At 67.1% G+C, this 24,306-nt stretch carries 29 protein-coding genes and 1 tRNA gene; 12 read left to right on the top strand and 18 right to left on the bottom strand.

Annotated features, from left to right (window positions below; translation table 11 throughout):
* Window positions 1-16: 16 nt before the first annotated feature.
* Together CY658_RS25740 and CY658_RS25735 are read right to left on the bottom strand one after the other, a co-directional pair.
* Window positions 17-808, bottom strand: a complete 792-nt coding sequence (locus CY658_RS25740) for a winged helix-turn-helix transcriptional regulator (RefSeq protein WP_101492897.1) — start codon at window positions 806-808, stop codon at window positions 17-19.
* Window positions 809-1,098: 290 nt separating this feature from the next.
* Entirely contained in the window at window positions 1,099-2,124 is a 1,026-nt protein-coding gene (locus tag CY658_RS25735) for a helix-turn-helix domain-containing protein (protein ID WP_101492896.1), read from the bottom strand.
* A gap of 373 nt (window positions 2,125-2,497) precedes the next feature.
* On the opposite strand from CY658_RS25735, the gene CY658_RS25730 reads away from it, so the two are divergent.
* The 3 genes from CY658_RS25730 (at window position 2,498) to CY658_RS25720 (ending at window position 4,791) form a co-directional block, all read left to right on the top strand.
* Window positions 2,498-3,157, top strand: coding sequence for a hypothetical protein (locus CY658_RS25730; RefSeq protein WP_257884994.1), 660 nt, complete (start codon window positions 2,498-2,500; stop codon window positions 3,155-3,157).
* A gap of 158 nt (window positions 3,158-3,315) precedes the next feature.
* Window positions 3,316-4,026: a Crp/Fnr family transcriptional regulator gene (locus CY658_RS25725; protein WP_101492895.1), complete on the top strand. Its 711-nt coding sequence runs from the start codon at window positions 3,316-3,318 to the stop codon at window positions 4,024-4,026.
* Between the two features lie 42 nt (window positions 4,027-4,068).
* Complete coding sequence (locus CY658_RS25720) at window positions 4,069-4,791, top strand: AP2 domain-containing protein (protein WP_257884993.1); 723 nt, start codon at window positions 4,069-4,071, stop codon at window positions 4,789-4,791.
* A 24-nt stretch (window positions 4,792-4,815) separates the two neighbouring features.
* On the opposite strand, the gene CY658_RS32570 is transcribed toward CY658_RS25720, so the two are convergent.
* The 10 genes from CY658_RS32570 to CY658_RS25675 form a co-directional block, all read right to left on the bottom strand.
* Window positions 4,816-5,076 carry a hypothetical protein gene (locus tag CY658_RS32570; protein WP_143713791.1) on the bottom strand — a complete coding sequence of 87 codons (261 nt, stop codon included), beginning with the start codon at window positions 5,074-5,076 and terminating at the stop codon, window positions 4,816-4,818.
* Between the two features lie 94 nt (window positions 5,077-5,170).
* Window positions 5,171-5,782, bottom strand: a complete 612-nt coding sequence (locus CY658_RS25715; protein WP_101492894.1) for an alkylhydroperoxidase domain protein — start codon at window positions 5,780-5,782, stop codon at window positions 5,171-5,173.
* Between the two features lie 8 nt (window positions 5,783-5,790).
* A complete protein-coding gene (locus tag CY658_RS25710; RefSeq protein WP_101492893.1) occupies window positions 5,791-6,414 on the bottom strand; it encodes a CMD domain protein in 624 nt (207 codons plus the stop codon).
* A 10-nt stretch (window positions 6,415-6,424) separates the two neighbouring features.
* On the bottom strand, window positions 6,425-7,495 hold the full coding sequence (locus tag CY658_RS25705) for a putative FMN-dependent luciferase-like monooxygenase (protein WP_101492892.1): 1,071 nt from the start codon (window positions 7,493-7,495) through the stop codon (window positions 6,425-6,427).
* A gap of 104 nt (window positions 7,496-7,599) precedes the next feature.
* Complete coding sequence (locus CY658_RS25700; protein WP_101492891.1) at window positions 7,600-8,169, bottom strand: hypothetical protein; 570 nt, start codon at window positions 8,167-8,169, stop codon at window positions 7,600-7,602.
* 40 nt (window positions 8,170-8,209) lie between these two features.
* Window positions 8,210-8,968, bottom strand: coding sequence for a DUF899 domain-containing protein (locus CY658_RS25695; protein WP_101492890.1), 759 nt, complete (start codon window positions 8,966-8,968; stop codon window positions 8,210-8,212).
* Between the two features lie 30 nt (window positions 8,969-8,998).
* Window positions 8,999-9,694: a Vgb family protein gene (locus tag CY658_RS25690; protein ID WP_101492889.1), complete on the bottom strand. Its 696-nt coding sequence runs from the start codon at window positions 9,692-9,694 to the stop codon at window positions 8,999-9,001.
* Window positions 9,695-9,742: 48 nt separating this feature from the next.
* Complete coding sequence (locus CY658_RS25685) at window positions 9,743-10,963, bottom strand: helix-turn-helix domain-containing protein (protein ID WP_101492888.1); 1,221 nt, start codon at window positions 10,961-10,963, stop codon at window positions 9,743-9,745.
* 11 nt (window positions 10,964-10,974) lie between these two features.
* Entirely contained in the window at window positions 10,975-12,813 is a 1,839-nt protein-coding gene (locus tag CY658_RS25680) for a sensor histidine kinase (RefSeq protein ID WP_180839056.1), read from the bottom strand.
* An 11-nt stretch (window positions 12,814-12,824) separates the two neighbouring features.
* Window positions 12,825-13,550, bottom strand: a complete 726-nt coding sequence (locus CY658_RS25675; protein ID WP_101492886.1) for a LuxR C-terminal-related transcriptional regulator — start codon at window positions 13,548-13,550, stop codon at window positions 12,825-12,827.
* 187 nt (window positions 13,551-13,737) lie between these two features.
* Here CY658_RS25675 and CY658_RS25670 point away from each other — a divergent pair, with 187 nt between their 5' ends.
* The 5 genes from CY658_RS25670 (at window position 13,738) to CY658_RS32565 (ending at window position 15,770) form a co-directional block, all read left to right on the top strand.
* Window positions 13,738-13,944, top strand: a complete 207-nt coding sequence (locus CY658_RS25670) for a hypothetical protein (protein ID WP_101492885.1) — start codon at window positions 13,738-13,740, stop codon at window positions 13,942-13,944.
* A 138-nt stretch (window positions 13,945-14,082) separates the two neighbouring features.
* Window positions 14,083-14,520, top strand: a complete 438-nt coding sequence (locus CY658_RS25665; protein WP_101493087.1) for a hypothetical protein — start codon at window positions 14,083-14,085, stop codon at window positions 14,518-14,520.
* A 59-nt stretch (window positions 14,521-14,579) separates the two neighbouring features.
* Entirely contained in the window at window positions 14,580-15,113 is a 534-nt protein-coding gene (locus CY658_RS25660) for a nucleoside 2-deoxyribosyltransferase (protein ID WP_101492884.1), read from the top strand.
* Window positions 15,114-15,243: 130 nt separating this feature from the next.
* Window positions 15,244-15,519, top strand: coding sequence for a hypothetical protein (locus CY658_RS25655; protein ID WP_101492883.1), 276 nt, complete (start codon window positions 15,244-15,246; stop codon window positions 15,517-15,519).
* 29 nt (window positions 15,520-15,548) lie between these two features.
* Window positions 15,549-15,770 (top strand): hypothetical protein, encoded by a 222-nt coding sequence (locus CY658_RS32565; protein ID WP_143713789.1) that lies wholly within the window; start codon window positions 15,549-15,551, stop codon window positions 15,768-15,770.
* A gap of 120 nt (window positions 15,771-15,890) precedes the next feature.
* Here CY658_RS32565 and CY658_RS25650 read toward each other — a convergent pair.
* From CY658_RS25650 to cysS, 6 genes are all read right to left on the bottom strand, one after another.
* Window positions 15,891-15,983, bottom strand: a tRNA-Ser gene (locus CY658_RS25650).
* Window positions 15,984-16,010: 27 nt separating this feature from the next.
* On the bottom strand, window positions 16,011-17,279 hold the full coding sequence (locus CY658_RS25645) for an aspartate kinase (RefSeq protein ID WP_101492882.1): 1,269 nt from the start codon (window positions 17,277-17,279) through the stop codon (window positions 16,011-16,013).
* A gap of 55 nt (window positions 17,280-17,334) precedes the next feature.
* A complete protein-coding gene (gene tilS, locus CY658_RS25640; RefSeq protein WP_101492881.1) occupies window positions 17,335-18,312 on the bottom strand; it encodes a tRNA lysidine(34) synthetase TilS in 978 nt (325 codons plus the stop codon).
* 21 nt (window positions 18,313-18,333) lie between these two features.
* The gene (locus tag CY658_RS25635; protein ID WP_101492880.1) at window positions 18,334-19,314 is read right to left on the bottom strand and encodes an acetyl-CoA carboxylase carboxyltransferase subunit alpha; all 981 of its coding nucleotides are present in this window, start codon (window positions 19,312-19,314) and stop codon (window positions 18,334-18,336) included.
* 18 nt (window positions 19,315-19,332) lie between these two features.
* The gene (locus tag CY658_RS25630) at window positions 19,333-20,004 is read right to left on the bottom strand and encodes a DNA-3-methyladenine glycosylase family protein (RefSeq protein ID WP_099796660.1); all 672 of its coding nucleotides are present in this window, start codon (window positions 20,002-20,004) and stop codon (window positions 19,333-19,335) included.
* Window positions 20,001-21,377, bottom strand: a complete 1,377-nt coding sequence (cysS, locus tag CY658_RS25625) for a cysteine--tRNA ligase (RefSeq protein WP_101492879.1) — start codon at window positions 21,375-21,377, stop codon at window positions 20,001-20,003. Before cysS ends, CY658_RS25630 begins: the two co-directional genes overlap by 4 nt.
* A gap of 193 nt (window positions 21,378-21,570) precedes the next feature.
* On the opposite strand from cysS, the gene CY658_RS25620 reads away from it, so the two are divergent.
* From CY658_RS25620 to CY658_RS25605, 4 genes are all read left to right on the top strand, one after another.
* Window positions 21,571-22,161: a tetratricopeptide repeat protein gene (locus CY658_RS25620; RefSeq protein WP_101492878.1), complete on the top strand. Its 591-nt coding sequence runs from the start codon at window positions 21,571-21,573 to the stop codon at window positions 22,159-22,161.
* Window positions 22,162-22,281: 120 nt separating this feature from the next.
* A complete protein-coding gene (locus CY658_RS25615; protein WP_101492877.1) occupies window positions 22,282-22,878 on the top strand; it encodes a peptidylprolyl isomerase in 597 nt (198 codons plus the stop codon).
* Between the two features lie 23 nt (window positions 22,879-22,901).
* Window positions 22,902-23,414, top strand: a complete 513-nt coding sequence (locus tag CY658_RS25610; protein ID WP_101492876.1) for a peptidylprolyl isomerase — start codon at window positions 22,902-22,904, stop codon at window positions 23,412-23,414.
* Between the two features lie 114 nt (window positions 23,415-23,528).
* Window positions 23,529-24,305, top strand: coding sequence for a UDP-2,3-diacylglucosamine diphosphatase (locus tag CY658_RS25605; RefSeq protein WP_374221133.1), 777 nt, complete (start codon window positions 23,529-23,531; stop codon window positions 24,303-24,305).
* Window position 24,306 lies beyond the last annotated feature (1 nt).

Raw genomic sequence — 24,306 nt, 5'->3', positions numbered from 1 at the left:
GTCGGCGCGGTGTCGCTCAGCGCGACAGTTGCGGCTGAGGCCCCGAAGACGCCACCCGGAAATCCGCCGGGAAGGTCCAGGTGGCGGGCGCATCGCGCGTGCCCAGCTGGCTCAGCTGGTAGCCCATGCCCCAGACCGCATGCAACGACAGGCCGTGCGGCTGATCGACATACAGCCCGAGCTTGCGGCGCAGCTTCGACACGTTGGCGTCCAGCGTGCGCGAGCCGACGGCGACACCGCTTTGCCAGCCGATCATTTCGAGGTGCTCGCGGCCCAAGGGCCTGTTCATGTGGCGGAAGAATTCGGCCGCCAAGTCGAATTCGATGGGTGTCAGGCGAATTTCCGTGCCCGCCAGATCCACCATGTCGAATGGCGACAACAGGCTGAATTCATTCCATTCCAGGCTGCGCGGCACCACCGGCCGATTGCGCTGCCGCAGGAAGAATTCGAGCATGAAATACATCTCTTCGAAGGTGGACGGCTCCGGCAATACGGCGTCGTCTGGCCCCGCATGCAGCAGCGACAGCCCGCGGATTTGCCGTTTGCGCGCGCTCATGATCAATGGCGTGTTGTAGCGCAGCGTTTCGCGCACCTGGCCAATGAGCTTTTGCACGTCGTCGGGCGCCGACGGAATTGAAAGCAGCAGCGCTTCGAATTTACCGCCGGCCGGCACCTTCTCGATCAATTCTTCGATATTGGCAAATGCAAAGGGCGTATAACCCAGCATCTTGATGGCGCGGCTCGCGTGCCAGCGCATTCGGGGGGAAGAATCCAACACTGCAATGTGCGGGGAGTTTTGTTCAAGCATTGAAAATTACCTTGCACACCGTGGCGTTACAAACCTCTATTTTTGTCGAGTTGGCCAAAAAATTAACCTTTGACACTCAACCCTCGGGCAATAAATTGCTCCGAATTGTTGGAGGCGGATTCATTTTTTTACAAATGCACTGCCATTCGGAGGAATTTCCTGTGAAGGCAATTTAAGCCCGAACAAAATTTACAGGTATCAATAAAAGGAACAGAAATATGAAAATCGGGCACGGCCGCATGGCGGAGCCCGAAACAAGCCGGTCGACGCGGTGGTCGGCGGCGCACCGGTCAGCGCAGGAGCAGCGCGCTGTCTTCCGCGACCGGCCCTTGCTGCAAAGCAAAGGTGCGCGGCGTGCAGCCGTACTTCTTGCGGAAGACGAGGCCGAAGTAGGCCGGGTCCGCAAAGCCGCAGTCATAGGCGACCTGGGCGACGAACTTGCGCGCGCCCGCGGCGCTGCGAAGCATCCGGGCCGCGGCTTCCAGCCGGTCGCCCTGCAGGGTTTCCAGGAAGGTCATGCCGCGCCCGGCCTTGGCGAACACCTTGTGCACGTAGCGCACCGACACATTGAAGCTGACGGCCAGCTTCTGTGCGTCGATCTCGGTGTCTGCATGGTGGTCACGAATCCAGGCCCGCATGCGGGCGTGCAGGTCGCCGTCGCGCGGTGACACGGGCTCGCCCAGCGCGCCCGGCTGCGCCGACAGCCCGTTCTGCTCCAGCGCGAACGACAGCATCGACATCAGGTGCTCGCCCAGCAGTTGCCGCTCCGCCGGGCTCTGGATGCTGCACAGGTGGTCGACGTCGAGCGCGCGCAGGTAGCCCGACAGCATGCCGGCCCAGCCCTTGCCGCCGGCCAGCCGCAGGTCGGTCGTCTGGTCCGCGTGCGGCAGCCAGCGGTTCACCACGGCTTCCGACAGGCCCAGCGTCCACGAGTTGGTGAGCTCTGTAGAGCGCAGGCGCAGCGGCTGCCAGGAGTCGATCAGCACCATGTCGCCCGCGCCGAGTTCGATGCGCTGGCGCTGCTCGCTGATGGCCAGGCCGCCGTCGAGCTTGAGCAGCAGGTGATAGGGATAGACCTCGGCCCCCATCAGCTGGCTCGGGCCCTTGCGCTCGATGCTCGCGCCGCTGCCGTGCACCCGCATGAAGGCCAGCCCGGCCGTGTCGACGATGGTGAGTTCCTGCTGGAAGTCCGTGCGCTCGGGGCTGTCCAGCGACCCCACGTGCGGACCGATCTCGTCGGCCCAGAAGGCGAAGCCGTCCTTGCGCGACACCATGCCAGTGTGAAAGCGCTGGATGCGACTGTCGGTCTCGGCCATGTGGCACGCCCTTCCTCCATGCGGCCGGCGCAACGCCCAAAGCCGCGGGTCACAGACGGAAATTCCCCGAATTTTTCCTGACAGGTCCGCCCGGACCCCGGATAATTTTTACAAACAATAACAGAGATAACAGAAACGAAAACCCGTGAGTTCGAGGGGATGGAACAGCGCACGAACCGGCCCACCCACCACCCGCCGCCCAGGGCATCGATCCGGCGCTGCCTGGCCCCCAGCGCAGGCACCCGGCGGGCAATTGCATCTGAATGTGACTCGCGACACATCCGTGCCGCGAAAGCGAATGTCAAAGAAGGGCGCGATTCGTAGCATTCATTCGAATCGAACGTCAACCGGAACTTTCTCTACTGGGGATGAAATGGCTGCTCTGTATTTCACGGAAATCGAACCTTTCGGCGCACGATGGCGCGCGGCGCTGGCGTCCTGCCTGCCGGGCCCGCGCCGCGATGCCGAAGTGGTGCGGCCTTCTTCTCCCCTGCCGCCAGCGGGCCGGGTGTGCGCGCTGGTGTTCATTGCCAACCTTTCGCAGCTCGCCGACAGCGACGGCCCGGAGGTGGCGGCGGGCGTGAGCCGCGAGATCCGGCGCCGGCTCTTCGCGGCCTTTCCGCCGTCGCCGGTGGCCGACACCGACCTCACCTGCCTGCGCGACGACTGCTTTCTGCTGCGAACCCGGCACACACGGCTCGACGACCTGCTAGCGGCGCTCGGGCGCGAGCCCATCCTCGTGAAGGGCGTCGCCGCGCTGCCGCAGTTGCATGCCGACTGGATCGCACTGCGCGACAGCGGCCCCATGAGCCCGGCCGAGATCGAACTGGCGCTGTGGGCCGCACAACCGCACCCCGCGCCCACGGCCAGGGTGCGGCCTGCGGGCGACGTCGTGGTCGACGACATCGAGCATGTGTACGACCTGCGCATCGCGCGACAGGGAGATGCCCTGTGGCTGCGCGAGCGCTGTCTGCGAGGCGCCGAGGAACGGGCCCGGATCGACACGCTGTTCGCGCAGCTCCAGCCCGGCTGACATGGCATCGTTCCCCGCAGCCCGTCGCAACCCGGTCCGGCGAAGGGGCGCTCGATGGCGAGCCGCCCCGGGGGCGCCGCACCGTCCCGTTCCTTGACCGCCGCCCGTGGATTCGCGCATGCGCATGAACCGCCGCTGGTCTCGCAACCGCCCTGGCCATGTATCTCCATCCCCTGATCGCCAGCGTGCCGCCCGACGAGCGCGCCGCCCTGGTTCGCAGCAGCGCGCTTCATTCCTACCGGCGCAACGAGATCGTGCTGCAGGCCGACACGCACACCGACCGCATCTACTGCGTGGCCACGGGCCTGCTGCGCGCGGTCGACCGGGACGTGACAACCGACTTCATCCGCCGGGGCGATTTCTTCCTCGGCCCTTCGCTCGGCGAGAACAGCTACCAGGCCACCTCGACACTGGTGGCCGCCCTGCCCTCGTCGGTCTACCACCTGCCGGTGGCCGCGGTGCGCCGGCTGTGCGCGCTGTACCCCGAGGTGACCATGGGCCTGCTGGAGATCGCGATGAAGCGCGTCGCCATGGTGCGCGGCCAACTGCGCCGCATCTCGTCGCTGTCGTCCGAAAACCTGGTGAGTCGCGTGCTGCACGAGCTGACGCAACTGGCGCCCGCGGCCACCGGCGGCTACGACAAGCGCATCACGCAGGCGGTGATCGCGTCGTACTCGGGGCTGTCGCGCGAGGTCGTCAACAAGACCATGCGCGACATGGAAAGCCGCGGGCTCGTTCGCCGCGACGACCAGGGCATGCACGTGCCGCCGACCTTCGCCTCGACCGATTTCGGCAGCCTGCCGCCGGAAGCGCGCGAACTCTCCGACGAGCTCTGTGCGTGGGACGGCGACCGCCCCGAAACGCCATGACGCGCCGCATTCATCTGCCCTGAAAAAAGTACAGCACCGACGATGCCCAAAGGTATTCCGAACCCCGTCGACATGTACGGCATCTCCCCGCGCCCCTGGGGCTTCGAGGTGTCGCTCGTGCGAAACGGCGTGCGCTACGCGCGCCTCTTCGGCCACGCCAGCTACGGCGGCACCCAACAAGCGCTGCGACGCGCCCAGGCCTGGCGCGACAGCATCGTGAAAGAGCACCCGCCGGTCGCGCGCAAGGAACGCGCGCAGGCCCTGCGCAGCAACAACAAGACGGGCGAGCCCGGCGTCTTCCCTCGGCTGTCCGCGCAAGGCAAGCCAGTCGCCTGGCTGGCCAAAACGTATCTCGGCCACGAAGAGATCCTGCGCACCGAATTCGAACTCACCGACTGGGGCCACGCCGCCCGCGCGCAAGCCGTCGGCGAGCGGCAACGCCAGCTCGGCCGCATGGTCGGCCTGGCGCGGCTGCATCCCGCCGAAGAAGCCATCCGCCAACGCCCGCCGCCCGACGACGAAGCCGAGCTGCCGGCGAAGCGCTCGAAGTCGGAGATCGTGCGACGCAACAACACGAGCGGCGTCAGCGGCGTGCAGTTCAAGACGCCGCGCGCGGGCCATCCCGGTTACTGGGTGGCGATCACCTACACGGCGGGCAAAGGCAGCGTGAGCAAGTCGTTCTCGGTGCGCGCGCTCGGCCACGACGTGGCGCGCGAGATGGCGATCGCCGAGCGCCAGCAGCAGCTGCGCGACAAGCCCCCCTGAACACCGCTGGCAGCCTGCATCGCGTCAGCGCTGGTTCTGCTGCCCGCTCCTGTGCGCGATGACCGCGTCGCGCACTGCGCGCTTCGACGCCAGTTGCGGCTTGCCGCAACTGCTGCAGCGATAGAAGCGCAGAACGGGCAGGAACTTCATCCACGGCCGGCGGTGGATGCGCTCCAGGCCGGCCAGTCCGCATCGGCAGCGGACGAAGGGATTGCCGAAAGACCGGCCCGACGCGGGAGCGTGGCCTTGGCGTGTCGTTGCGTACCCAGGGGTATCGGTGTGCATGCGGGTCATCGTGCCAACCCGAAGGCACGCCGCGCGCCCGACTGTGATCCCGCTCACTTGCCGCCGCAACAAAGCTGCGCGCGGTGATCCGCGCCTAGGCGGCAGCAGGCTCCTGCGGTTCACCCAGCGACAGCATCAACCGGTTGGCCCAGTTGAAGAAAGCCGCGCCATGCACGACATCGGCAATCGCCAGATCGTCCAGCCCCTGCGCGCGGAGCTTGTCGATGTTCGCAGGCCCGAAGGTCGATGGCGTGGCCGACAGCACGACCGACGCCTCCACGATCGCATTCCAACGCGCGCCCAGGTCGGCCTGCACGCCCTCGTCGAGCAACCGCTGCACATCGTCCGTGCGCTGCGAGAAGTGCGAGGCAAAGCGCGCATGCACCGACGCGCAGTAAATGCAGCCGTTGAAACGCGAGGCGGCAGCGGCCGAGAGTTCGCGCTCGGCGCGCGGCAGGCCGGCGTCGGGGTTGTAGAAGATGTCCTTGTCGGTGCGGGTGCGCGCACCGAGGATGTCGGGGTCGCGCGCCAGCAGGCGGAAGTACGGCGACTTGGCACGCGATGCATCGACGAGGCCTGCGAAGTGGCGCTCGGTCAGTTCGTCCTCCGGCAGCGGTTCAAGCCAGGGCAGCCATTCGAGCTGCGCCTGCGTGAAGGTGCGCGGGTGCGTGTTGTAGGGATGGCTCAGGGTCGATTCGGTGCTCATGGGGACGCTCATGCAGAGGTGGAGGCCAGCGCGCGCAGGCCGATGACGACGCGGATCTGGAACGCGAGGAACGCCACCAGTTGCGACAACGTGACGATCTCGGTGGTGCGCCATCCCGCATCGAGCAGCGCCTGCAGCGCCGCCGGGCTGGCGTCGCGCGGATGGAAGACGAGCAGGTGCGCATGCGCGAGAGCCGCCGACAACCGTTCGCCGAGCACCGCGCGGTGTGCGGCATCAACGGTGTAGACCGGGCCGGCTTCGTCTTCCACGCTGAGCGGACCTTCCGGATAGCGGCCGTACGGCCCTTGCGCGGCACCGCGTGCGACCTCGGTTTCGATGGCCTGCGCCACGCCCTTCCCCGCCAAGGCTTCGGCATAGAAGCGCGCCACATCAGACTGCCCGTGCAATCCTGCGACGAGGGCCGCGACGGCGAAGCGGTCCGCGATCTCGAAGTGCCCGGCCACGGGTTCGGCCGGCGCGAACAGCGCGAGATAACTCTGTTGCGCCTGCGTGCGCGCCTGCTCGCGCTGCGCGCGCAACCGGTCGAGCGCACTGCCGGGCGCGATGCCCACCAGCTGGTCGATCACGTCGACGGTCTGAAGAACGGGAGAAGAAGAGACAACGGCATTCATAAAAAATAATCTAGAGAAGCGCGAGCGATTGAAGGTCCGGCACGCCCGCATCGCGCGTCCAGCCCAGGGCGGGAGCGACGACGGTGGCGGTCAGTTCGATGGAACGCAGGATGGCCGCGTGCGGCGGATCGACCGAGTGCACCTGGCACACGAGGTCGGTCACGCGCGCGAGCGTGCGGTCGGCGCGCAGCGAGGCGATGACGTCGTCGGGTGAGCCGACATGCACGTCGTAGGCGGCGATCAGTTGGTCGAGCGGCGCATCGGCGCGAACGCGGTCGGCAAGGCCAACCTGCCCTGTGGCAGCGGCTTGCACCACCGCGCGGCGCAACCCGATCTCGGCGAGGCGCAGCGCCTCCTTGCGGGTGTCCGCCACGAAGACGCTGCGCGAGCCCACGATGCGCGGCGTGCGGCCCGGCGGCAGCGCGGCGAGGTAGGCGTCGATGATCGGGTCCTGCAGGTCGGCCAGCGAGGCGTCGGGCGCCTGCGCCGTACGCGGCTGCGTGCGCGAGAGCATCAGCCCGTCGCCGGCCGTGCCCGCGCGCGTGCCGCCGCTCACCGAGAACGTGGCCTGCCAGAGCCGGCCGAGCAGTTGCGCGCCCGCCGGGTACAGCGTGTCGCCGCCGGGCAGCGGCCGGCCGGCCCAGGCATCGCGCACCGTGGCGAGCTGTCGCTCGAACAGCGCCGCTCGATCGTCGCTGTCCAGCCCGAAGGCCGCGAAGGACGCGGGTGTGCCGCCCGTGCCGACGCCCACTTCGAGACGGCCGCCCGAGAGCAGGTCCAGAACGATCGCGTCTTCGGCCGTGCGCACCGCGTTCTCCAGCGGCAGCGTGACGATGCCCGTGCCCAGGCGGATGCGCCGCGTGCGCGAGGCCACGTGCGCGAGAAAGACAAAGGGCGACGGCAGGCCGCCCTCGTGTTCATGGAAATGGTGCTGCGCCACCCAGGCGGAATCGAAGCCGAAGGCCTCGGCGTGGGCAATCTGCGCAGTGACGAGGCGGTAGCGCTCGGCGGCGGGAACATCGTCGAGCAACCGGCTGAAAAAGCCGAGCCGCTTGCGCGGGGAAGTGAAGGTACCGGGCATCCGAAGGCCTGCGTGATCGAGAGCCTTCGAGTGTTGCGCCGCAAGCCGGTCGAATGGAAATCCGGTTTTCGCGCTTGCTTATGCGCTTTGCGCGGATCGCGCGTTCAATGCGGCATCACAGGCGATCGCCGAGCGAGGCGCCGCAACCAGCCGATGCCCGCACCGACGCCGACGGCCATCAGCCCGGTGGTCGCGAGCATCGCCGCCGTGTGGACCGCGACGGCCGCGAACGCCAGCACGAGCGAGCCACTCATCGCGCCCTTCGATGCATCGCCCATGCACAGCGGGATCAGCGCCGGCACCAGCATCAGGCCGGCACCATGCGCGGTGGACATCATGAAAGACCACAGCGCCAGCCCTGCATGCCCCGCCGGCGCACGCGCCATGGCAGGCAGCCGGCCCGACAGGTGAACGAGCGCGACCACCGCGAACAACCCGCCGGCCAGCCACTGCAGCAGGCCCCGGTCCATCGACAGGCCGAAGGCCACCGCAACGACCACGAGCCCCACCGAAGCGACATGCCCGACCGCGATCGGCCACAGGGCCCGCAGCGCCTGCGCCTTGTCGTGCGAGCGCAGCCCCCACGCGGCGGCGAACATCCAGCCGGTGGTGGGATTCAGGCCGTGCAGCACGCCCATTCCCGCCACCGCCAGCCAGGGCCAGAGGCTTGCCATGATGCGGACCGATCAACAACACGCCAGGTCGCGCGCTGCTTCACGACTGCGCGTGGCAGCAGCCACCGGCTGCCGCAACGGGCGCGGGCTCGTAGCGGTCGTGGTGACGGATCCAGTCCATCGTGTAGGACGGGTTGTGCTCGTCGCGGCCCTTGGGCACGAGGTCGAGCATGTTGTACGTGCCCATCATCACTTCCACGCCGCGACCGTAGGTCGAGTAGGTGTGGAACACGTCGCCGGCATCGTCCTTGAAGAACACGCTGACGCCGGGCGCTTCTTCGCTCGGGAACGGTTGCTTCACATAGTTGTAGGCGACGGCGCCACTGGCCATTTCATCGGGCGTGAAGCTCACGCCGAAGTCGTGGTTGAAGTCGTTGTCGTGCGACGAGACCCAGGTGAACTGCCAGCCCATGCGCCGGCGGAAAGCCTCGATGCGGGCCAGCGGCGCACGCGACACGGCCAGCAGCGTGACGTCGCGGTGTTCGAGGTGCACGCGCATGCCGTCGGAATGGTCGGCCATGAACGAGCAGCTCTGGCAGCCCTGCTCCCAGTCGGGGCCGAACATGAAGTGCTGCACCAGCAACTGGCGGCGGCCTTCGAACAGGTCGGCGAGCGAGCGGCGGCCTGTGGGGGTCTCGAAGACGTAGGCTTTCTCGACGCGTGTCCAGGGCAGCGAGCGACGCTCCTCGGCGATGCGGTCGCGCAGCTGGGTCAGCTCCTTCTCGCGCGCCAGCAACGACTTGCGCGCGTCCATCCAGCGGTCGGGGGTTACGACGGGGTGATTCACTGTGGTGTTCATGGTGTGTGTACTCGTTGGCTTGTGTTTCGTTCAGGCCGTGGCGGCCTTCGGGCGGCGCACCGCGCGGACCTTGCTGGCCCGGCCGTCGCCGGCATAGAAGAGCCCCGCGCCGTCGGACTCGAGGCCGCTCACGCCGACGCCGTTGGGCATTTCCAGCCGCGCGATCACGTCGCCGCTGGCGGGGTCGACGCGGCGGATGTCGCTCTGGTCGCCTTCCCAGGTGCCGTGCCAGAGTTCGCCGTCGACCCAGGTCACGCCGGTGACGAAGCGGTTCGATTCGATGGTGCGGCGGATCGCGCCGGTCGCCGGGTCGATCTGGTGGATCTTTCGGTCGCGGTACTCGCCCACCCACAGGCTGCCTTCGGCCCAGGTGAGGCCCGAGTCGGAGCCGTTGCCGGGCGCGGGAATCGACGCCAGCACCTTGCCGGTCGCGGCATCGATCTTGTCGATGCGCGCCTCGACGATTTGATAAAAACACGTGCCATCGAAGGCGGTGCCGGCGTCGCAGGCCACGTCGATGCGGCGTGTCGCTTCGCCGCTTGCGGGGTCGAAGGCGACCAGTTGCCCGCCGGTGGCGGCCCACACCTGGTGGCCGTCGTGCGTCACGCCGTGGATGCGTTCCACGCCTTCGAACGGGCCGTATTCGCGCACGATCTCCGCGGCCTGCACCGCGCCTTCGAAGCGGTCCTTGCCTGCTTTCCTGCTCTGACTGTTGCTGCTGCTCATGGTGGGCTCCTGTAGGTGCGCCACAGGGGGTAGCGCATGAGCCCGACTCTATTCAATCGGCAGCGCAGCGGGGAGTAACAAGATCGTCGTGAATCCCGCCAGCGGCGGGGCCAGCCAGCGGCGCGCCCGCGTCTGTCCGATGGCACGCACGCGCCGCTCGGCCTCGAGCTCGGCCAGCGCGCGCTGCACGGTGCGCTGGCTCGCGCCCAGGGCCAGCGCGAGGGCCGAGGTCGACCACGCCGCGCCGTCGGACAGCAACGCCACCAGCGAGGCCTGGTCGCCGTCGATGGGCGGTGCCAGCACCACGACCGGCCGCGCATCGTGCGGCGTGAGGATGAAGCCCTGGGGCGTGGCCTCGATGCGCGCCATCGGCTTGACGAGCGCGCGCAGCCGGCCGATCTCGACGCGCAGCCGCGCGCGGTGCGTTTCGTCGGGGTCGCGGGTGCGGAAGGCGTCGGCGATCAGCGCGTCGCGGTCGACATCGCCGGGCCAGGCCGCAGCCAGCGCACGCGCCAGCGAGAACAGCACGGGCCGTCGTGCGAGCGAACGCCAGGTGTCACCGCCGCCGACACCGCGGCGGCAGGCATCGACGACGAGCGCATCGGATGCAAGCAGCGCCTCGACTTCATCCAGGCGCAAGGGCTGTTCACTGTCTGCGGCAATGCGCCGTGCGGCGGGACGTTCGAGCGCGGCGCGCGCCTCCGCCACTTCGGCCAGCAGTGCCGGCACGCGCGCACGCAGCGCCGCGTCGTGCGCGCGGGTAAGCGCCGCCCGTGCCGTGCCGGTGCGCAGCGAACGCAACGCGAGTTCCGCCGACGCCAACTCGGCCACCGCCGCCAGCGACGGCGGCAGGTTGTGCCCATCGAGCAGCGACAGTGCGGCGGCAGCCTCGTCGAGCCGGCCGAGCAGCAGCAGCCGACGCGCCGCGATGAGCCGCGCTTGCAGCGCATTGGCCAGGTCGTCGCGCGCCTCAAGCGTGACGGCCGCTGCGATCAGCGCGCGCGGTGATCCGCCCAGGTCGCGCATCGCGAGCGCCACCTCGGCCTCAGCGACGACGCAGCGGGCGCGGGCCAGTTCTTCGTGCGATCCGAAGCCGCTCGCGGCACGTCGCAGCAGCTCGCGCGCACGCGGGTGCTCGCCGAGCTGCGCCATCGCAATGCCGCGCAATGCAAGCGCCGGCGGGTCGTCGCGCAACGCCACGCGCTTGAGGGCACCCAGCGCGTCGCCGGCAGCGAGCGCGCGCGCGGAGGCGGCGATGAGGGAATCCATGGGGCGACAGGCTACAACACCGCCGGCACCCTCGCCTCCAGCCGTGTGCCTTGAGCACCCGCATCGATCTGCAGCGTGCCGCCGATGCGCGTCATGCGCGCCTGCATGCTGCGCAGGCCGATTCCACCGATCGACGAGGCGACCGCCACCGCGTCGAAGCCCACGCCATCGTCCTCGACGCTCAGGAGCACGCCGGCCTCGCCATCGGCCAGCAGCTGCACGCGCAGGGTGCGCGCGCGGCTGTGCTTCACGACGTTGGCCAGCGCTTCTTCGAGCAGGCGCGTGAGGCCCAGCACCTGGCGCGCGGACAGCGCGCAGGGCCAGGCCGCGGGCGTCTGCCAGTGGCTGCGCATGCCCATCTCTTCGAACAGCCGGCCGAAGCGGTGGCGCATCGGCGCCAGCCATTGCGTGGGCGTGGCAGCCACCGGGGCCGCGCCGCCGCTGTGGGTGTCGATGATCTGGCGCAGGTCGTCGCGCAGCGACTTGAACATCGACAGGTACTGCGGCCGTTGCAGCGCCTCGCCCGACTGCTCCACGAGCGCGATCGAACGCACCAGCGAACTGCCCAGCCCGTCGTGCAGGTCGTGCGCCACGCTCAGGCGCTCGTTCAGCCGCACATTGTCGAGCTCCAGACGGTGTTCGCGGCTGAGCGTATCGGCCAGCTCGGTGCGCGCACCGCGCACTTCACGCGCCAGGTCGTCGTTGAAACTCTCGACGCGGCGCAGGCTGCGCGTGAAGCCGCCCGCCAGGATCAGCGACATGCCGATCATGATCAGCGGCGCCGTGACCACGGTGTAGCCGAAGCGGTCGTCGATGACGCGCAGGATCATCAGCGCATCGTGCACGGCGGCCACCAGGAAACCGAAGGCGCACAGCGCCAGCAGCAGGTGCTCGGTTTTCTTGGTGTCGAGCGCCCGCAGGATGAACTGCACGCAGGCCGCCATGAAGAGCAGCGCGTACGCGATGAACGCCGCCAGCGTCGCGACCGACAGCGCAGGCTGCGGCAGCAGCGCAATCGCCGTCACGACCAGCGCGGCCACCGCCCACAGCGCGCGGCTCAATCGTGGAAAGCGCTGGTCGCCGAAGTGCCACATGAACATGCAGAAGCAGCTCACGTACAGGACCATCCAGGCCGTGATCCAGCGCGACCACGCGTCGGTGGAGTCGAACGGCCACGGCAAGGTGCTGACCACCGTGTTGCTCGCGAACACGATCCAGGCGATGGCGCTGAGCGCGTACCAGCCGTAAGCGGTTTCCTGGCGGCGCATGAGCCACAGCACGAGGAAGAAGCAGCCCAGCGTGATCGAGATGACGAGGTTGATCGCGGGCAGCACGCGCGCGAACAGGCGGCGTTCGTCGTAGTAGGCCACCGCCTCGTCCGCCGGGCCGAGCACCACGCGACCCAACCCCGAGCCGTACATGCTGCCGCCCACCACCTGCACCCACAGCGTGTTGGTACCGGCGTTCAGCGCGGCGGCCGGCAGGAAGAACAGGCGCGGCGTGTTCCAGCTGCGGCTCAGCGGCTCCACCAGGCTGGCGTCGCGCCAGAGCAGGTTGTCGTTCAGCGAGATCGCACCGGCCATGCTCAGGTAGTCGAAGGCCACGCCCAGCTGCGGCGCGTCGTCGCGGCCCGCGCACGGGCGCTGCCAGTCGATGCGATACCAGACCGTGCCTTCGAAGCCGGACCAGTGCGCGTTCCAGTGGTGGGGCAGCGTCACCGGCTGCCAGCCGTCGATGGGAGGCGGCGCCTCAGGCCCGGCGCCGGCCGCGGCACGCACGGCCCGCACGCTGTCGATGCGCGGCGCGCACGCCTCGGTCGCCCCGGCCGCCGAAGCCGCGTGGGCGAACAACCACCACAGGCTCAGGCCAGCAAGCCACGCGAACGTGCTGCGAAAACGGCGCGCGTGCGCGAAGAAACGGTGAGCTTGCGGTAGATGTTCTTGATGTGGCATTCGACGGTGTGCCGCGACAGGAAGATCTGCTCGGCTATCTCGCGGTTGGTCAGGCCTTCGGCAACCAGCTGGAGGATCTGCAGTTCGCGTGCGGTGAGCACATCTTCGCCGACGCGCCCCGGCGTGGCGGGCGGCGCCTGCGTCAAGTCGAGGATGCGGCGCGCAATGAACGGATCGATCGGCGCCCCGCCGCGCAGCACGCTGCGAATCGACAGCAGCAGTTCCAGGTCGTCGCGCTCCTTGAGCACGTAGCCGGTGGCGCCGGCGCGCAGCGCATTAAGGATCAGGTCGTCGGTGCTCCAGGCGGAGATCACGAGGATGCCGGGGCCATCGTCCGCATTCATCGATGCGTTCGATGCACTCATCTGCGTGATCAGTTCGACGCCGTTGCCATCGGGCAGGCCCAGGTCGACAAGCACCAGCGCAAACGGCTGCCGCGCGAGTTCGATGCGTGCATCGGCCAGCGTGGCCGCGAGCACCAGCACGTCGTTGGCGTAGCCCAACTGGTTCAGGATGCCGACGATGCGCCGCTGCATGAGCGCGTCGTCCTCGACGATCAGCACGGGCACCGGCAAATCGGGACTGGGCGGCGGCGTCATCGCCGGAGCTTCGGGCTGGGGAGAGAAAGCGGACATCAGGACGGTTCGGACAAGGTGGGACGCATGCCCGAATCATCACCCAGGCCCCGCGCGCGCGGGGAGGCAGTGTCCCCTGGCGGCCGGTGGCCTGCCATCACCAGATCTGGGGGTTCTGGCAGTGCGGCGCGGCATCGGTCGGTCTTCGCCTACAGACAGGCGGCGTGCGAGCGACCATGGTGGGGTCATGACACATCCGATCGAACTCATCATCGACGAGCCGGCTCCCGGATCTTTTGTCTGGCGGCTGCTCGAAACCGACAACGACGGTGCGCCTTCCACCGTCCTGCGCTGCGCCTTCGACCCGGCCGAGAGCTACGAGCTCGCGCTGGCCTCGGGACAGCGCGCCCTGCGCAGCGAAATGCGCGCGCACGCTACAACGGAAGGCCACTGAGCGTCAGCATGCGCTGACGGCGGCTTCGCGAGGCGTCCTACCGCTGCGGCGCTGTCGGTTCCTAGGATGGCTTTCGGGCGCCGGTTCTCTTGCGCTTGTTGCAATGAGGCAACCGCCGGTGTCTTCAAGGAGATGACCATGCAAAGAAAGCTCATGTGGATGTGCGCCGCTGCCGTGTCCTGTTTCACGGCCGTGTCGGCGCAAGCGCAAGTGAACCCGCCGCCCGCCGCTCCCGTCGATCCGGCAGTTGCCGAGTTCAAGGCGGCCCGCGACAAGATCTCGGCCGACTACAAGACCGACCGCGCCGCCTGCGATGCCATGAAGGACAACGCCAAGGACGTCTGCGTCGAAGAAGCCAAGGGCAAGGAAAAGATGGCCAAGGCCGAGCTCGACCAGAAGATGAAGCCCAGCGACGGCAACGCGCGCAAGGTGGCCGAAGCCAAGGTCGAAGTGGCCTACAGCATCGCCAAGGAAAAATGCGACGACCAGAAGGGCGAAGCCAAGTCGACGTGCGTGAAGCAGGCCAAGGCCGACGAAAGCAAGGGCAAGGCCGAAGTCAAGGCGATGAAGAAGTAACCAACCGGGCCGCAGCCCTTCCCGTTGGCGCTTCGCGGGGGCGGTCGCATACTCGACAGATGCCCTCTTCCCCCACGCGTCCGCGGGTCTACCTCGCCGGCCCCGACGTGTTCCGGCCCGACGCCGCGCAGTACTTTGCCGCGCTGGCGCTGGCCTGCGACGCGCTCGGCATGACGGCCGTGCCGCCGTTCAACGGCAAGGAGGCCGGCCCAGACCCCGCGCGCCGGATCTACGAGGAAAACATGAAGCTGCTGCGGTCGGCGGACGGCGTCATTGCCAACCTCGCGCCGTTTCGCGGGCTCGAGCCGGATTCGGGCACAGTGTTCGAGGTCGGCGTGGCCATCGCCCTGGGCCTCCCGGTGGCCGCCTACGGCGTTCCGCCGGGCACCTACGCGCAGCGCGCCGGCACGGCAGGCCTCGTCGGCCGCGACCCGGACGGCACCTTGCGCGACCCCGAAGGCACGCTGATCGAAGACTTCGGGCTGCCGCTGAACCTCATGCTGGCCTGCTCGGTGCGCTTTTCAGACCTGGCGACCGACGCACTGCGGGTGCTGGCCGAGGTATTGGGGTCCGCGCCTGCCCAGCGGCAGTGAGCCTGAATTCGTGACATAAGTCACAGATAACAGGCAGGACATCACCAATTTCGGGGAAGAATCCCCTCGAAGTAATCCTTTAAGCCTCTTTTTGCGTTGGACATGCCAACGCCCCAAAAAGGAGGCCAGGATGCCCCCCTCAGACCAACAAGCAGTTTTCGAAGCGGCGGGCCGCCTGGGTTCCATGGAGGTCCTGACCACGCAGATCAGCGCCGTCGTCTCGATGCTGCGCGCCCTGTACGCCGCGCACCCCGAGCCGGCAAAGGTCCGGTTCCACTTCGACCGGCTGATCGGCCAACTGCTGACCAGCCCCTACCTCAGCCACGACCCGGATCACGCGCTGATCCTTCAAGACACAGCCGCGACCCTGCTCCGGCCACCGATCGAATCCGACCCGGTGCGCTGAGCATCGGATGCACTCCAGGAGACTCTGAAATGAGCTTTGAAAAAATCAGGCTTCGGTTCGGTCGGTCGTTCCGTCGCGGCGATCGCGTCGTCTGCGAAGGCCGGCCCGGCACCATCACCGGAACGACCTTTCCGCATGTGCGCGTGCGCTTCGACGGGCGGCAGATTTCGGTGCCTTGCGATCCTTGCGAACTGCATGTGGGTGCAGCACCGATCGCAACGCTGTCCGCGCTGGTACCGCAGCCGTCCTGAAGACATCGCCTCGCCGTTTCGGCGGAGCGGTCGCGCGTTGCGAGCAGACGCAAAAAAGCCCCGACTGGCGGGGCTCTTAAGGGCTGTTTGATCACTGCAAAGTGATCAGGAAGCCAATCCTGGCGGAACCGGAGGGATTCGAACCCTCGATGAGGCTCTACACCCCATACTCCCTTAGCAGGGGAGCACCTTCGGCCACTCGGTCACAGTTCCTGAAAGCAACCGCAATTATGCCATTACTTAAGCGGTCGGTTGGTCGAGATCGAACGCTTTATGCAGCGCGCGCACGGCCAATTCCATATATTTTTCGTCGATCACGACCGAGGTCTTGATTTCGCTCGTCGAGATCATCTGGATGTTGATGCCCTCTTCGCTCAACACACGGAACATCTTGCTCGCCACACCCACGTGGCTGCGCATGCCGATGCCCACGATGCTGACCTTGCAGATCTTGGTGTCGCCCACGATTTCGGTGGCGCCCAACGAAGGCATCACCTTCGACTCGAGCAGCTCGACCGTGCGCGCGAACTCGTTGCGATGCACGGTGAAGCTGAAGTCGGTCTTGCCGTCCTTGCTGAGGTTCTGGATGATCACATCGACTTCGATGTTGGCGTCTGCCACGGCACCGAGGATGTGATACGCGATGCCCGGCTTGTCGGGCACGCCGAGCACCGAGATCTTGGCTTCGTCGCGATTGAATGCGATGCCGGATACGACGGCTTGTTCCATGTTTTCGTCTTCCTCGAAAGTGATCAGCGTGCCGGACTTGGCCTCTTCATTGATGTCGATGTCCCACGGCGTGAAGCTCGAAAGCACGCGCAGCGGCACCTTGTACTTGCCGGCGAATTCCACCGAGCGGATTTGCAGCACCTTGGAGCCCAGGCTGGCCATCTCGAGCATCTCTTCGAAGCTCACGGTGGTCAGGCGGCGCGCATCGGGCTCGACGCGCGGGTCGGTGGTGTAGACACCGTCGACGTCGGTGAAGATCAGGCACTCGCTGGCCTTCATGGCCGCCGCGATGGCCACGGCCGAGGTGTCGCTGCCGCCACGGCCGAGCGTGGTGATGTTGCCCTCGTCGTCCACGCCCTGGAAGCCGGTGATGACCACGACGCGGCCGGCCTCGAGGTCGGCGCGCACCTTGGCGTCGTCGATGCTCTCGATGCGGGCCTTGGTGTACGAGTTGTCGGTGCGCACCGACACCTGCCAGCCCGCGTAGCTCACCGACTCCGCGCCCTCGGCCTGCAGCGCCATCGCCAGCAGCGCCGACGAGGCTTGTTCGCCGGTGGAGGCGAGCATGTCGAGTTCGCGGTGATAGGCCACGCCGGGTTTGCCCGGGGAGAGCTCCTTGGCAAGACCGAGCAGGCGGTTGGTTTCGCCGCTCATGGCGCTGGGCACCACGATCATCTGGTGACCCGCACGCGCCCATTTGGCGACGCGCTTGGCGACGTTGCGGATGCGCTCGGTCGAGCCCATCGACGTGCCGCCATATTTGTGAACGATCAATGCCATGGATGAAATCAGAGAAAGATAAAGGGCCGCTTGGAAAGCGGCGCCCTGCAAGCCGTCAGAGCGAAGTCTTCAGCGAGGGCGGGGCATTGTACCAATGCAGCTGATCGCCCCTGCGCTCGGCGAAGCCTGCGCCCACCTTGAGGTGGATGCGGTGCCCGCGCGTGGTGCAGGCACGGACCTGGTCCAGCAGCTGGTCGAGTTGCGCCGCGCTCGGCGCGCAGCCGTGCGACTGCATCAGCCAGTGGCGCAGCACGTTGGCCTGCCGCGCGCGTGAGAGCGTCTGCAGCGGCCGAATCTGTGGCGGCTCGCCCACCACGGCGAGGTCTTGCGCCGCAAGTTCACTCAGCAGTTGCTGGGCCTGGGCCGCGTGGCCGATGCTGCGGGCGAAGGTGGCGCGGAACTGAGGAAAGGCATCCGCCAGTGCCGGCAGCAGCACAGCGCGAATGCGGTTGCGGGTGTAGCGCGCATCGATGTTGCTCGGGTCTTCGATCCACGGCAACTGCTGCTGCGCAAGCCAGTCGCGGATATCGGCCGCCGGTACCGTGAGCAGCGGTCGGTGGATGTTCAATCCGTCGCGCACGGCACGAGCAGGCATCGCGGCCAGTCCCGGCAGACCGGCGCCGCGGGACAGCGCCAGCAGCAGCGTTTCGACCTGGTCATCGGCGTGGTGCCCCAGTGCGATCGACGACACCGCAGGCCGTGCCCCATCGGCTCGCGCCATCGCCACATACGCCTGATAGCGCGCGCGTCGCGCCGCATCCTCGGGACTGTCGCCTGAGGCATGCCGCGCGTCGATCCGGTGCGTCACCAGCGGCACACCGAGCCGTTCACAGACCTGCGCGCACTGCCGCTCGAAGTCGTCGGCCGCGGCCTGCAGGCCGTGGTGCACGTGAAAAGCGATCACCTGCCCCGGCCAGCGTGCCGCGCAGGCCGCGAGCAAGGCGGTCGAGTCCGCACCGCCGCTGAAGCCGACGGCCAGCGGCAGGCTCGCCGGTTCGAACGCGGCCATGGCGCGTTCGAAGGCTTCGCTCATGATCGAAAAAGAAAAAGCCGCTCAGCGGCTGATGTCGGCCTTGGTGTCGTTGAACCGGCCGTAACTCTGCAGGCGCTCGTAGCGTCGGTCCAGCAGTTCCTTCGTCTTCAGGTCGCTGACCTGGCGGAAGGCGTCGTTGAGCGCGCGCTTGAGAAACGCGGCCATCTGGCGATGGTCGCGGTGCGCGCCGCCGACGGGTTCGTTGACGATCTTGTCGACCAGGCCCAGCGCCTTCAGGCGGTGCGCCGTGATGCCCAGTGCATCGGCGGCTTCCTGCGCCTTGTCGCTGGTCTTCCAGAGAATGGACGCGCAGCCTTCGGGGCTGATCACCGAGTAGATCGAGTACTGCAACATCACGAGCTGGTCGCCGACCGAAATGGCCAGCGCGCCGCCCGAACCGCCTTCACCGATGATGGTGACGATGATGGGTACCTCGAGCTGCGCCATCTCGAAGATGTTGCGGCCGATGGCTTCCGACTGGCCGCGCTCTTCCGCGTCGATGCCGGGGTAGGCACCGGGCGTGTCCACGAAGGTGAACACCGGCAGCTTGAATTTTTCGGCCGTCTTCATGAGACGCAGCGCCTTGCGGTAGCCCTCGGGCTTGCTCATGCCGAAGTTGCGCGCGGTGCGCTCCTTCGTGTCGCGGCCCTTCTGGTGACCGAGCACCATGCAGGGCACGCCGTTGAAGCGCGCAAGGCCACCGACGATCGACAGGTCGTCCGAGAAATGACGGTCACCATGCAGCTCGACGAAGTCGGTGAAGATTTCGTTGACGTAGTCGAGCGTGTACGGGCGCTCCGGATGCCGGGCGATCTTGGTGATCTGCCAGGGCGTCAGGTCGCTGTAGATGTCCTTGGTGAGCTGCTGGCTTTTTTTGCCGAGCTGATCGATTTCTTCCGAGATGTCGACCGCCGATTCGGTCTGTACATAGCGCAGTTCTTCGATTTTTGTTTCGAGTTCAGCAATGGGCTGCTCGAAGTCGAGGAAGGTTCGTTTCGCCAACGTCTTCTCCTGTTTTGTTCAATATGCGACCGGCACGGGGTCCAGCGATCGCCAAATATACCAAGTCGCCACGCTGCAATACGGCGCCCAGGCCACGGCGACGTCGCGGGCATCGCTGCGGCTGACCGGATCGCCCGAAAAATAGTTCACGCTGATGCCATTGAGCAGGCCCTGGTCGTCGACCGGCAGCACGTTCGGGCGCATCAGGTGAAAGATGAGAAACATCTCGGCGGTCCAGCGGCTGATGCCGCGGATGGCCACGAGCTCTTCGATGATGAGCTCGTCCGACATGTCTTGCCAGCGGTCGACATGCACGGTGCCCGAATCGAAATTCAGGGCTAGGTCGACCAAATATTCGATCTTGCGCGCCGACAGCCCGGCGCCGCGCATGTCGTCGACCTTGAGCTTGAGCACGTTGGCCGGCGTCAGCTTGCGCGGCAGCGTGGCGAACTTGTCCCAGGTCGACTGCGCGGCCTTCACCGAGATCTGCTGACCAACGATGCTGCGCGCCAGCGTGGTGAAGGCGTCGCCGCGCGACTCGAGGCAGGCCTCGCCGAACTTCGGAATGAGCCGCTTCATCACGCGGTCTTTCTTGGCCAGGTGCTTGCAGGCTTCCTCCCAATAGTCCGGCGTGTAGATGCGCACGCTGGTCTGCTGGGTTGCGGGTACGGGGTTGGTCGTTCCGTTCACTGTGCAGCCGCCCAGGTCGTTCCCGTGGGCGAATCCTTGAGCACGATGCCCTGCTCGAGGAGTTCCTGGCGAATGCGATCGGCCTCGGCGAAATTCTTCGCCGCCTTGGCCGCCGCGCGTGCATCGATCTTCGACTGGATGGTGGCTTCGTCGAGCGTGGTGCCGGCTTGCAGAAACGCCTTCGGGTCGCCTTGCAGCAGGCCCAGCGTTCCGGCCAGCGCCTTGAGCAGGCCCGCGGTGTCTGCGGACTTCGTGCGATTGACTTCGCCGGCCAGCTCGAACAGCACGGCAATGGCTTCGGGCGTACCGAAGTCTTCGTCCATCGCCGCCTTGAAGCGCGCGGCGTGGGGCTGTGTCCAGTCGATGGCCACGGTCCCTGGCGCCACCAGGTCGAGCGCGGTGTACAGGCGCTTGAGCGAGTTGCGCGCGTCGTCGAGGTGCGCGTCGCTGTAGTTGAGCGCGCTGCGGTAATGCGTGCGCACCAGGAAGAAACGCAGGCTTTCGGCGTCGTACTTCTGCAGCACTTCGCGAATGGTGAAGAAGTTGCCCAGGCTCTTGGACATCTTCTCGTTGTCCACGCGAACGAAGCCGTTGTGCACCCAGAAGCGCGAGAGCGGCTTGCCGTTGGCGCCTTCGCTCTGCGCAATTTCGTTCTCGTGGTGCGGGAACTGCAGGTCGGCACCGCCGCCGTGGATGTCGAATGTTTCGCCGAGCGTGGCGCAACTCATCGCCGAGCACTCGATGTGCCAACCCGGACGGCCGGTGCCAAAGGGGCTCTCCCACTTGGCGTCGTCGGGCTCGGTCGGCTTGGCGGATTTCCAGAGCACGAAGTCGAGCGGGTCCTGCTTGCCGTCCAGCACCGCGACGCGTTCGCCCGCGTGCAGTTCGTCGAGCGACTTGCCCGAGAGCTTGCCGTAGCCGGGGAACTTGCGCACCGCGTAGTTCACGTCGCCGTTGTCCGAACGGTAGGCCAGGCCCTTGCGTTCCAGCGTCTCGATGATGCCGAGCATCTGCGGCACGTATTCGGTGGCGCGCGGCTCGATGGTGGGCGGTTCGATGCGCAGTGCACCGATGTCCTCGTGCATGGCCGCGATCACCTCGTCGGTCAGCGCGCGGATCGTGATGCCGCGCTGCACGGCGCGGGCGATGATCTTGTCGTCGATGTCGGTGATGTTGCGCACGTAGGTCACGGCATAACCGCTGGCACGCAGCCAGCGCTGCACCACATCGAACGCCATCATCATGCGGGCATGGCCGATGTGGCACAGGTCATAGACCGTCATGCCGCACACGTACATGCGAACCTGTCCAGGTTGCAGGGGGGAGAATTCCTCCAATTCACGCGACAGCGTGTTGTAGATGCGCAGACTCATGGGACTCGGAAAGCGTTGATTCGCGCACGTGCGGTACGGGCGAGCAACGGTGTATTTCAGGGGTGACGGAGGGTGTGGCTACGAGGGGTTCGACGTGGCCCCTCGGCTACAATGCGACGCAGTATAAACGGCTGCCGCCGCGCAGCGTCCGGGTGTTCTCCAGGCCCGCTCCCCCCCATCCTGCCGAGACTTCATGAAGCACGCCGTGTTCTCCAAACTCCCCATCGCCTTTGCACTGCTGTTCGGTCTGTGGGGCTTTGCCGCGCACGCCAACGACTACGACGACGTCAACCTTCTGCTGCGCCAGGGCAAGTCTGCCGAGGCGCTCGCCAAGGCCGACACCTACATCGCCGGCAAGCCGCGCGACCCGCAGATGCGCTTCCTGCGCGGCGTGATCCTCACCGAGCAGAACAAGACCGCCGAAGCGATCACCACGTTCACGCAGCTCACGCAAGACTTTCCGGAACTGCCCGAGCCCTACAACAACCTCGCGGCGCTGTACGCGTCGCAGAGCAAGTTCGACCAGGCCCGCGCCGCGCTCGAAACCGCGCTCAAGCTCAGCCCCAACTACGCCACCGCGCACGAAAATCTCGGCGACGTGTACGCACGCCTGGCAGCCCAGGAATACCAGCGCGCCCAGCAGTTCGCCACCACCAACGCGAGCGTGGCGCCCAAGCTCTCGCTGATCCGCCAGATATTCACGCCCAAGGCCGCGGCCGATGCGGCCGTGCTGCCGGCGGCGCCGCCCGAGGTGCGCAAGCCCGTGGGCCGCGCGACCAAGTAACAGCTCAACGGCCCAACAGCCCACAGCCTCTTGCAATCCGGTGGTGCGCACACAGTTGCCTCCCAGGCTGCGCCACCGCAGGCCCACTGCCCTCCCCTCCACCCGCACACGGAGCCTCATTTGACGACCTCTGCACTTTCCCGTTTCAGCCGCCGCGGCGCCCTCGCCCTGGGTGCGGCCCTGGCCTTCGGTGCCGCCGCCGGCGCGCACGCCCAGCAGGCCGCGCCGCGCGTCAAGCTCGCCACTTCGGCGGGCGACATCGTGATCGAGCTCGATGCCGCCAAGGCGCCCAAGACGGTCGAAAACTTTCTGCAGTACGTCAAGGACAAGCACTACGACGGCACGGTGTTCCACCGCGTCATCGACGGCTTCATGATCCAGGGCGGCGGCTTCACGGCCGACCTGCAGCAAAAGCCCACGCGCCCGCCGATCCCGCTCGAGGCCAACAACGGCCTGAAGAACGACAAGTACACGATCGCGATGGCCCGCACCGGTAACCCGAATTCGGCCACCTCGCAGTTCTTCATCAACGTGAAGAACAACGACTCGCTCAACGCACCCAACCCCGACGGCTACGGCTACACCGTGTTCGGCAAGGTCGTCGCCGGCACCGACGTGGTCGACAAGATCCGCGCCGTGCAAACCGGCAACAAGGGCGGCATGCAGAACGTGCCCGTCGAAACCCTCACCATCAAGTCCGCCACGCTGGCGAAGTAAATTTCCGTAGAAGGAGCTATCCCATGAGCAACCCCCAAGTCGAACTGCACATCAAGAACTACGGCGTCATCACGCTCGAACTCGACGCCGAAAAGGCACCGAAGTCGGCCGCCAACTTCATCGAGTACGTGAAGAAGGGCCACTACGACAACACGGTGTTCCACCGCGTGATCCCCGGCTTCATGGTGCAAGGCGGCGGTTTCGAGCCCGGCATGAAGCAAAAGCCCACCGGCGCCGAAATTGAGAACGAAGCCAACAACGGCCTCAAGAACGCCAACTACACCGTGGCCATGGCCCGCACGAGCGCACCGCACTCGGCCACCGCCCAGTTCTTCATCAACGTGGCCGACAACGGCTTCCTGAACCACACCGCCCCCTCGGCCCAGGGCTGGGGCTATACAGTGTTCGGCAAGGTCACGGGCGGCGCCGATGTGGTCGACAAGATCAAGGCCGTGAAGACGGGCCGCAAGGGCTTCCATGACGACGTGCCGCTCGAAGACGTCGTGATCGAAAAGGCCGTCGTCACCGCGGAATAAATTGAGCCCCCCGGCTTGCCACTTCGTGTGCTTCGCCACCCCCCAAGGGGGAGGCGCGGCTCGCCTTGGGGCGGCCCGGCGGCAGCCGCCGCATCTCAGGCACGGCGGGGCGGCATGACCCCGATGGCGAACCCGGCTTTCTCCGAGCTGGTGGCGCCGCCCGCGTGGCGCACCGTCGACCTGATCTCCGACCTGCATCTGCAGGCGAGCGAGCTGGCCACCTTCGAGGCCTGGCAGGGCTACCTGCAGACCACGCCGGCTGATGCGCTGGTGATCCTCGGCGACCTGTTCGAGGTGTGGGTGGGCGACGACGCCGCCGACCAGCCCGGCTTCGAGGCGCAATGCGTCGAGTTGCTGCAGCGCACGGCGCAACGCATGCCCGTGTTCTTCATGCACGGCAACCGCGACTTCCTCGTCGGCCAGGCCTTTGCGGCGCAATGCGGCGTCACGCTGCTCGACGACCCCACGGTGCTGGTGCTGCACGGCGAACGCTGGCTGCTGAGCCATGGCGACGCCCTCTGCCTCGAAGACACCGAGTACCTCCAGTTTCGCGCCCAGGTGCGCACGCCCGAATGGCAGGCCGCGTTCCTTGCGCGCCCACTCGAAGAGCGCCGCGCCCTCGCGCGCGCCATCCGCACGCAAAGCGAAGACCGCAAGCGCGATCCCTCGACCCTCTGGGCCGACGTCGACGCCAACGCTGCCCGCGAATGGCTACAGCATGCAGGCGCCAGTGCGCTGATCCACGGCCACACCCACCGCCCCGCCGTGCACGACCTGGGCCACGGCCTACGCCGCATCGTGCTGAGCGACTGGGATGTCGCAGCCCATCCGCCGCGCGCGCAGCTGCTGTGCCTGTCGGCCGCCGGCGCACAACGCGTCGACCTGCGCTAGA

The sequence above is a fragment of the Variovorax sp. RO1 genome, from assembly GCF_002849325.1.
GTDB lineage: Bacteria > Pseudomonadota > Gammaproteobacteria > Burkholderiales > Burkholderiaceae_C > Variovorax.
This window is presented reverse-complemented; position numbering and strand designations above follow the sequence as displayed.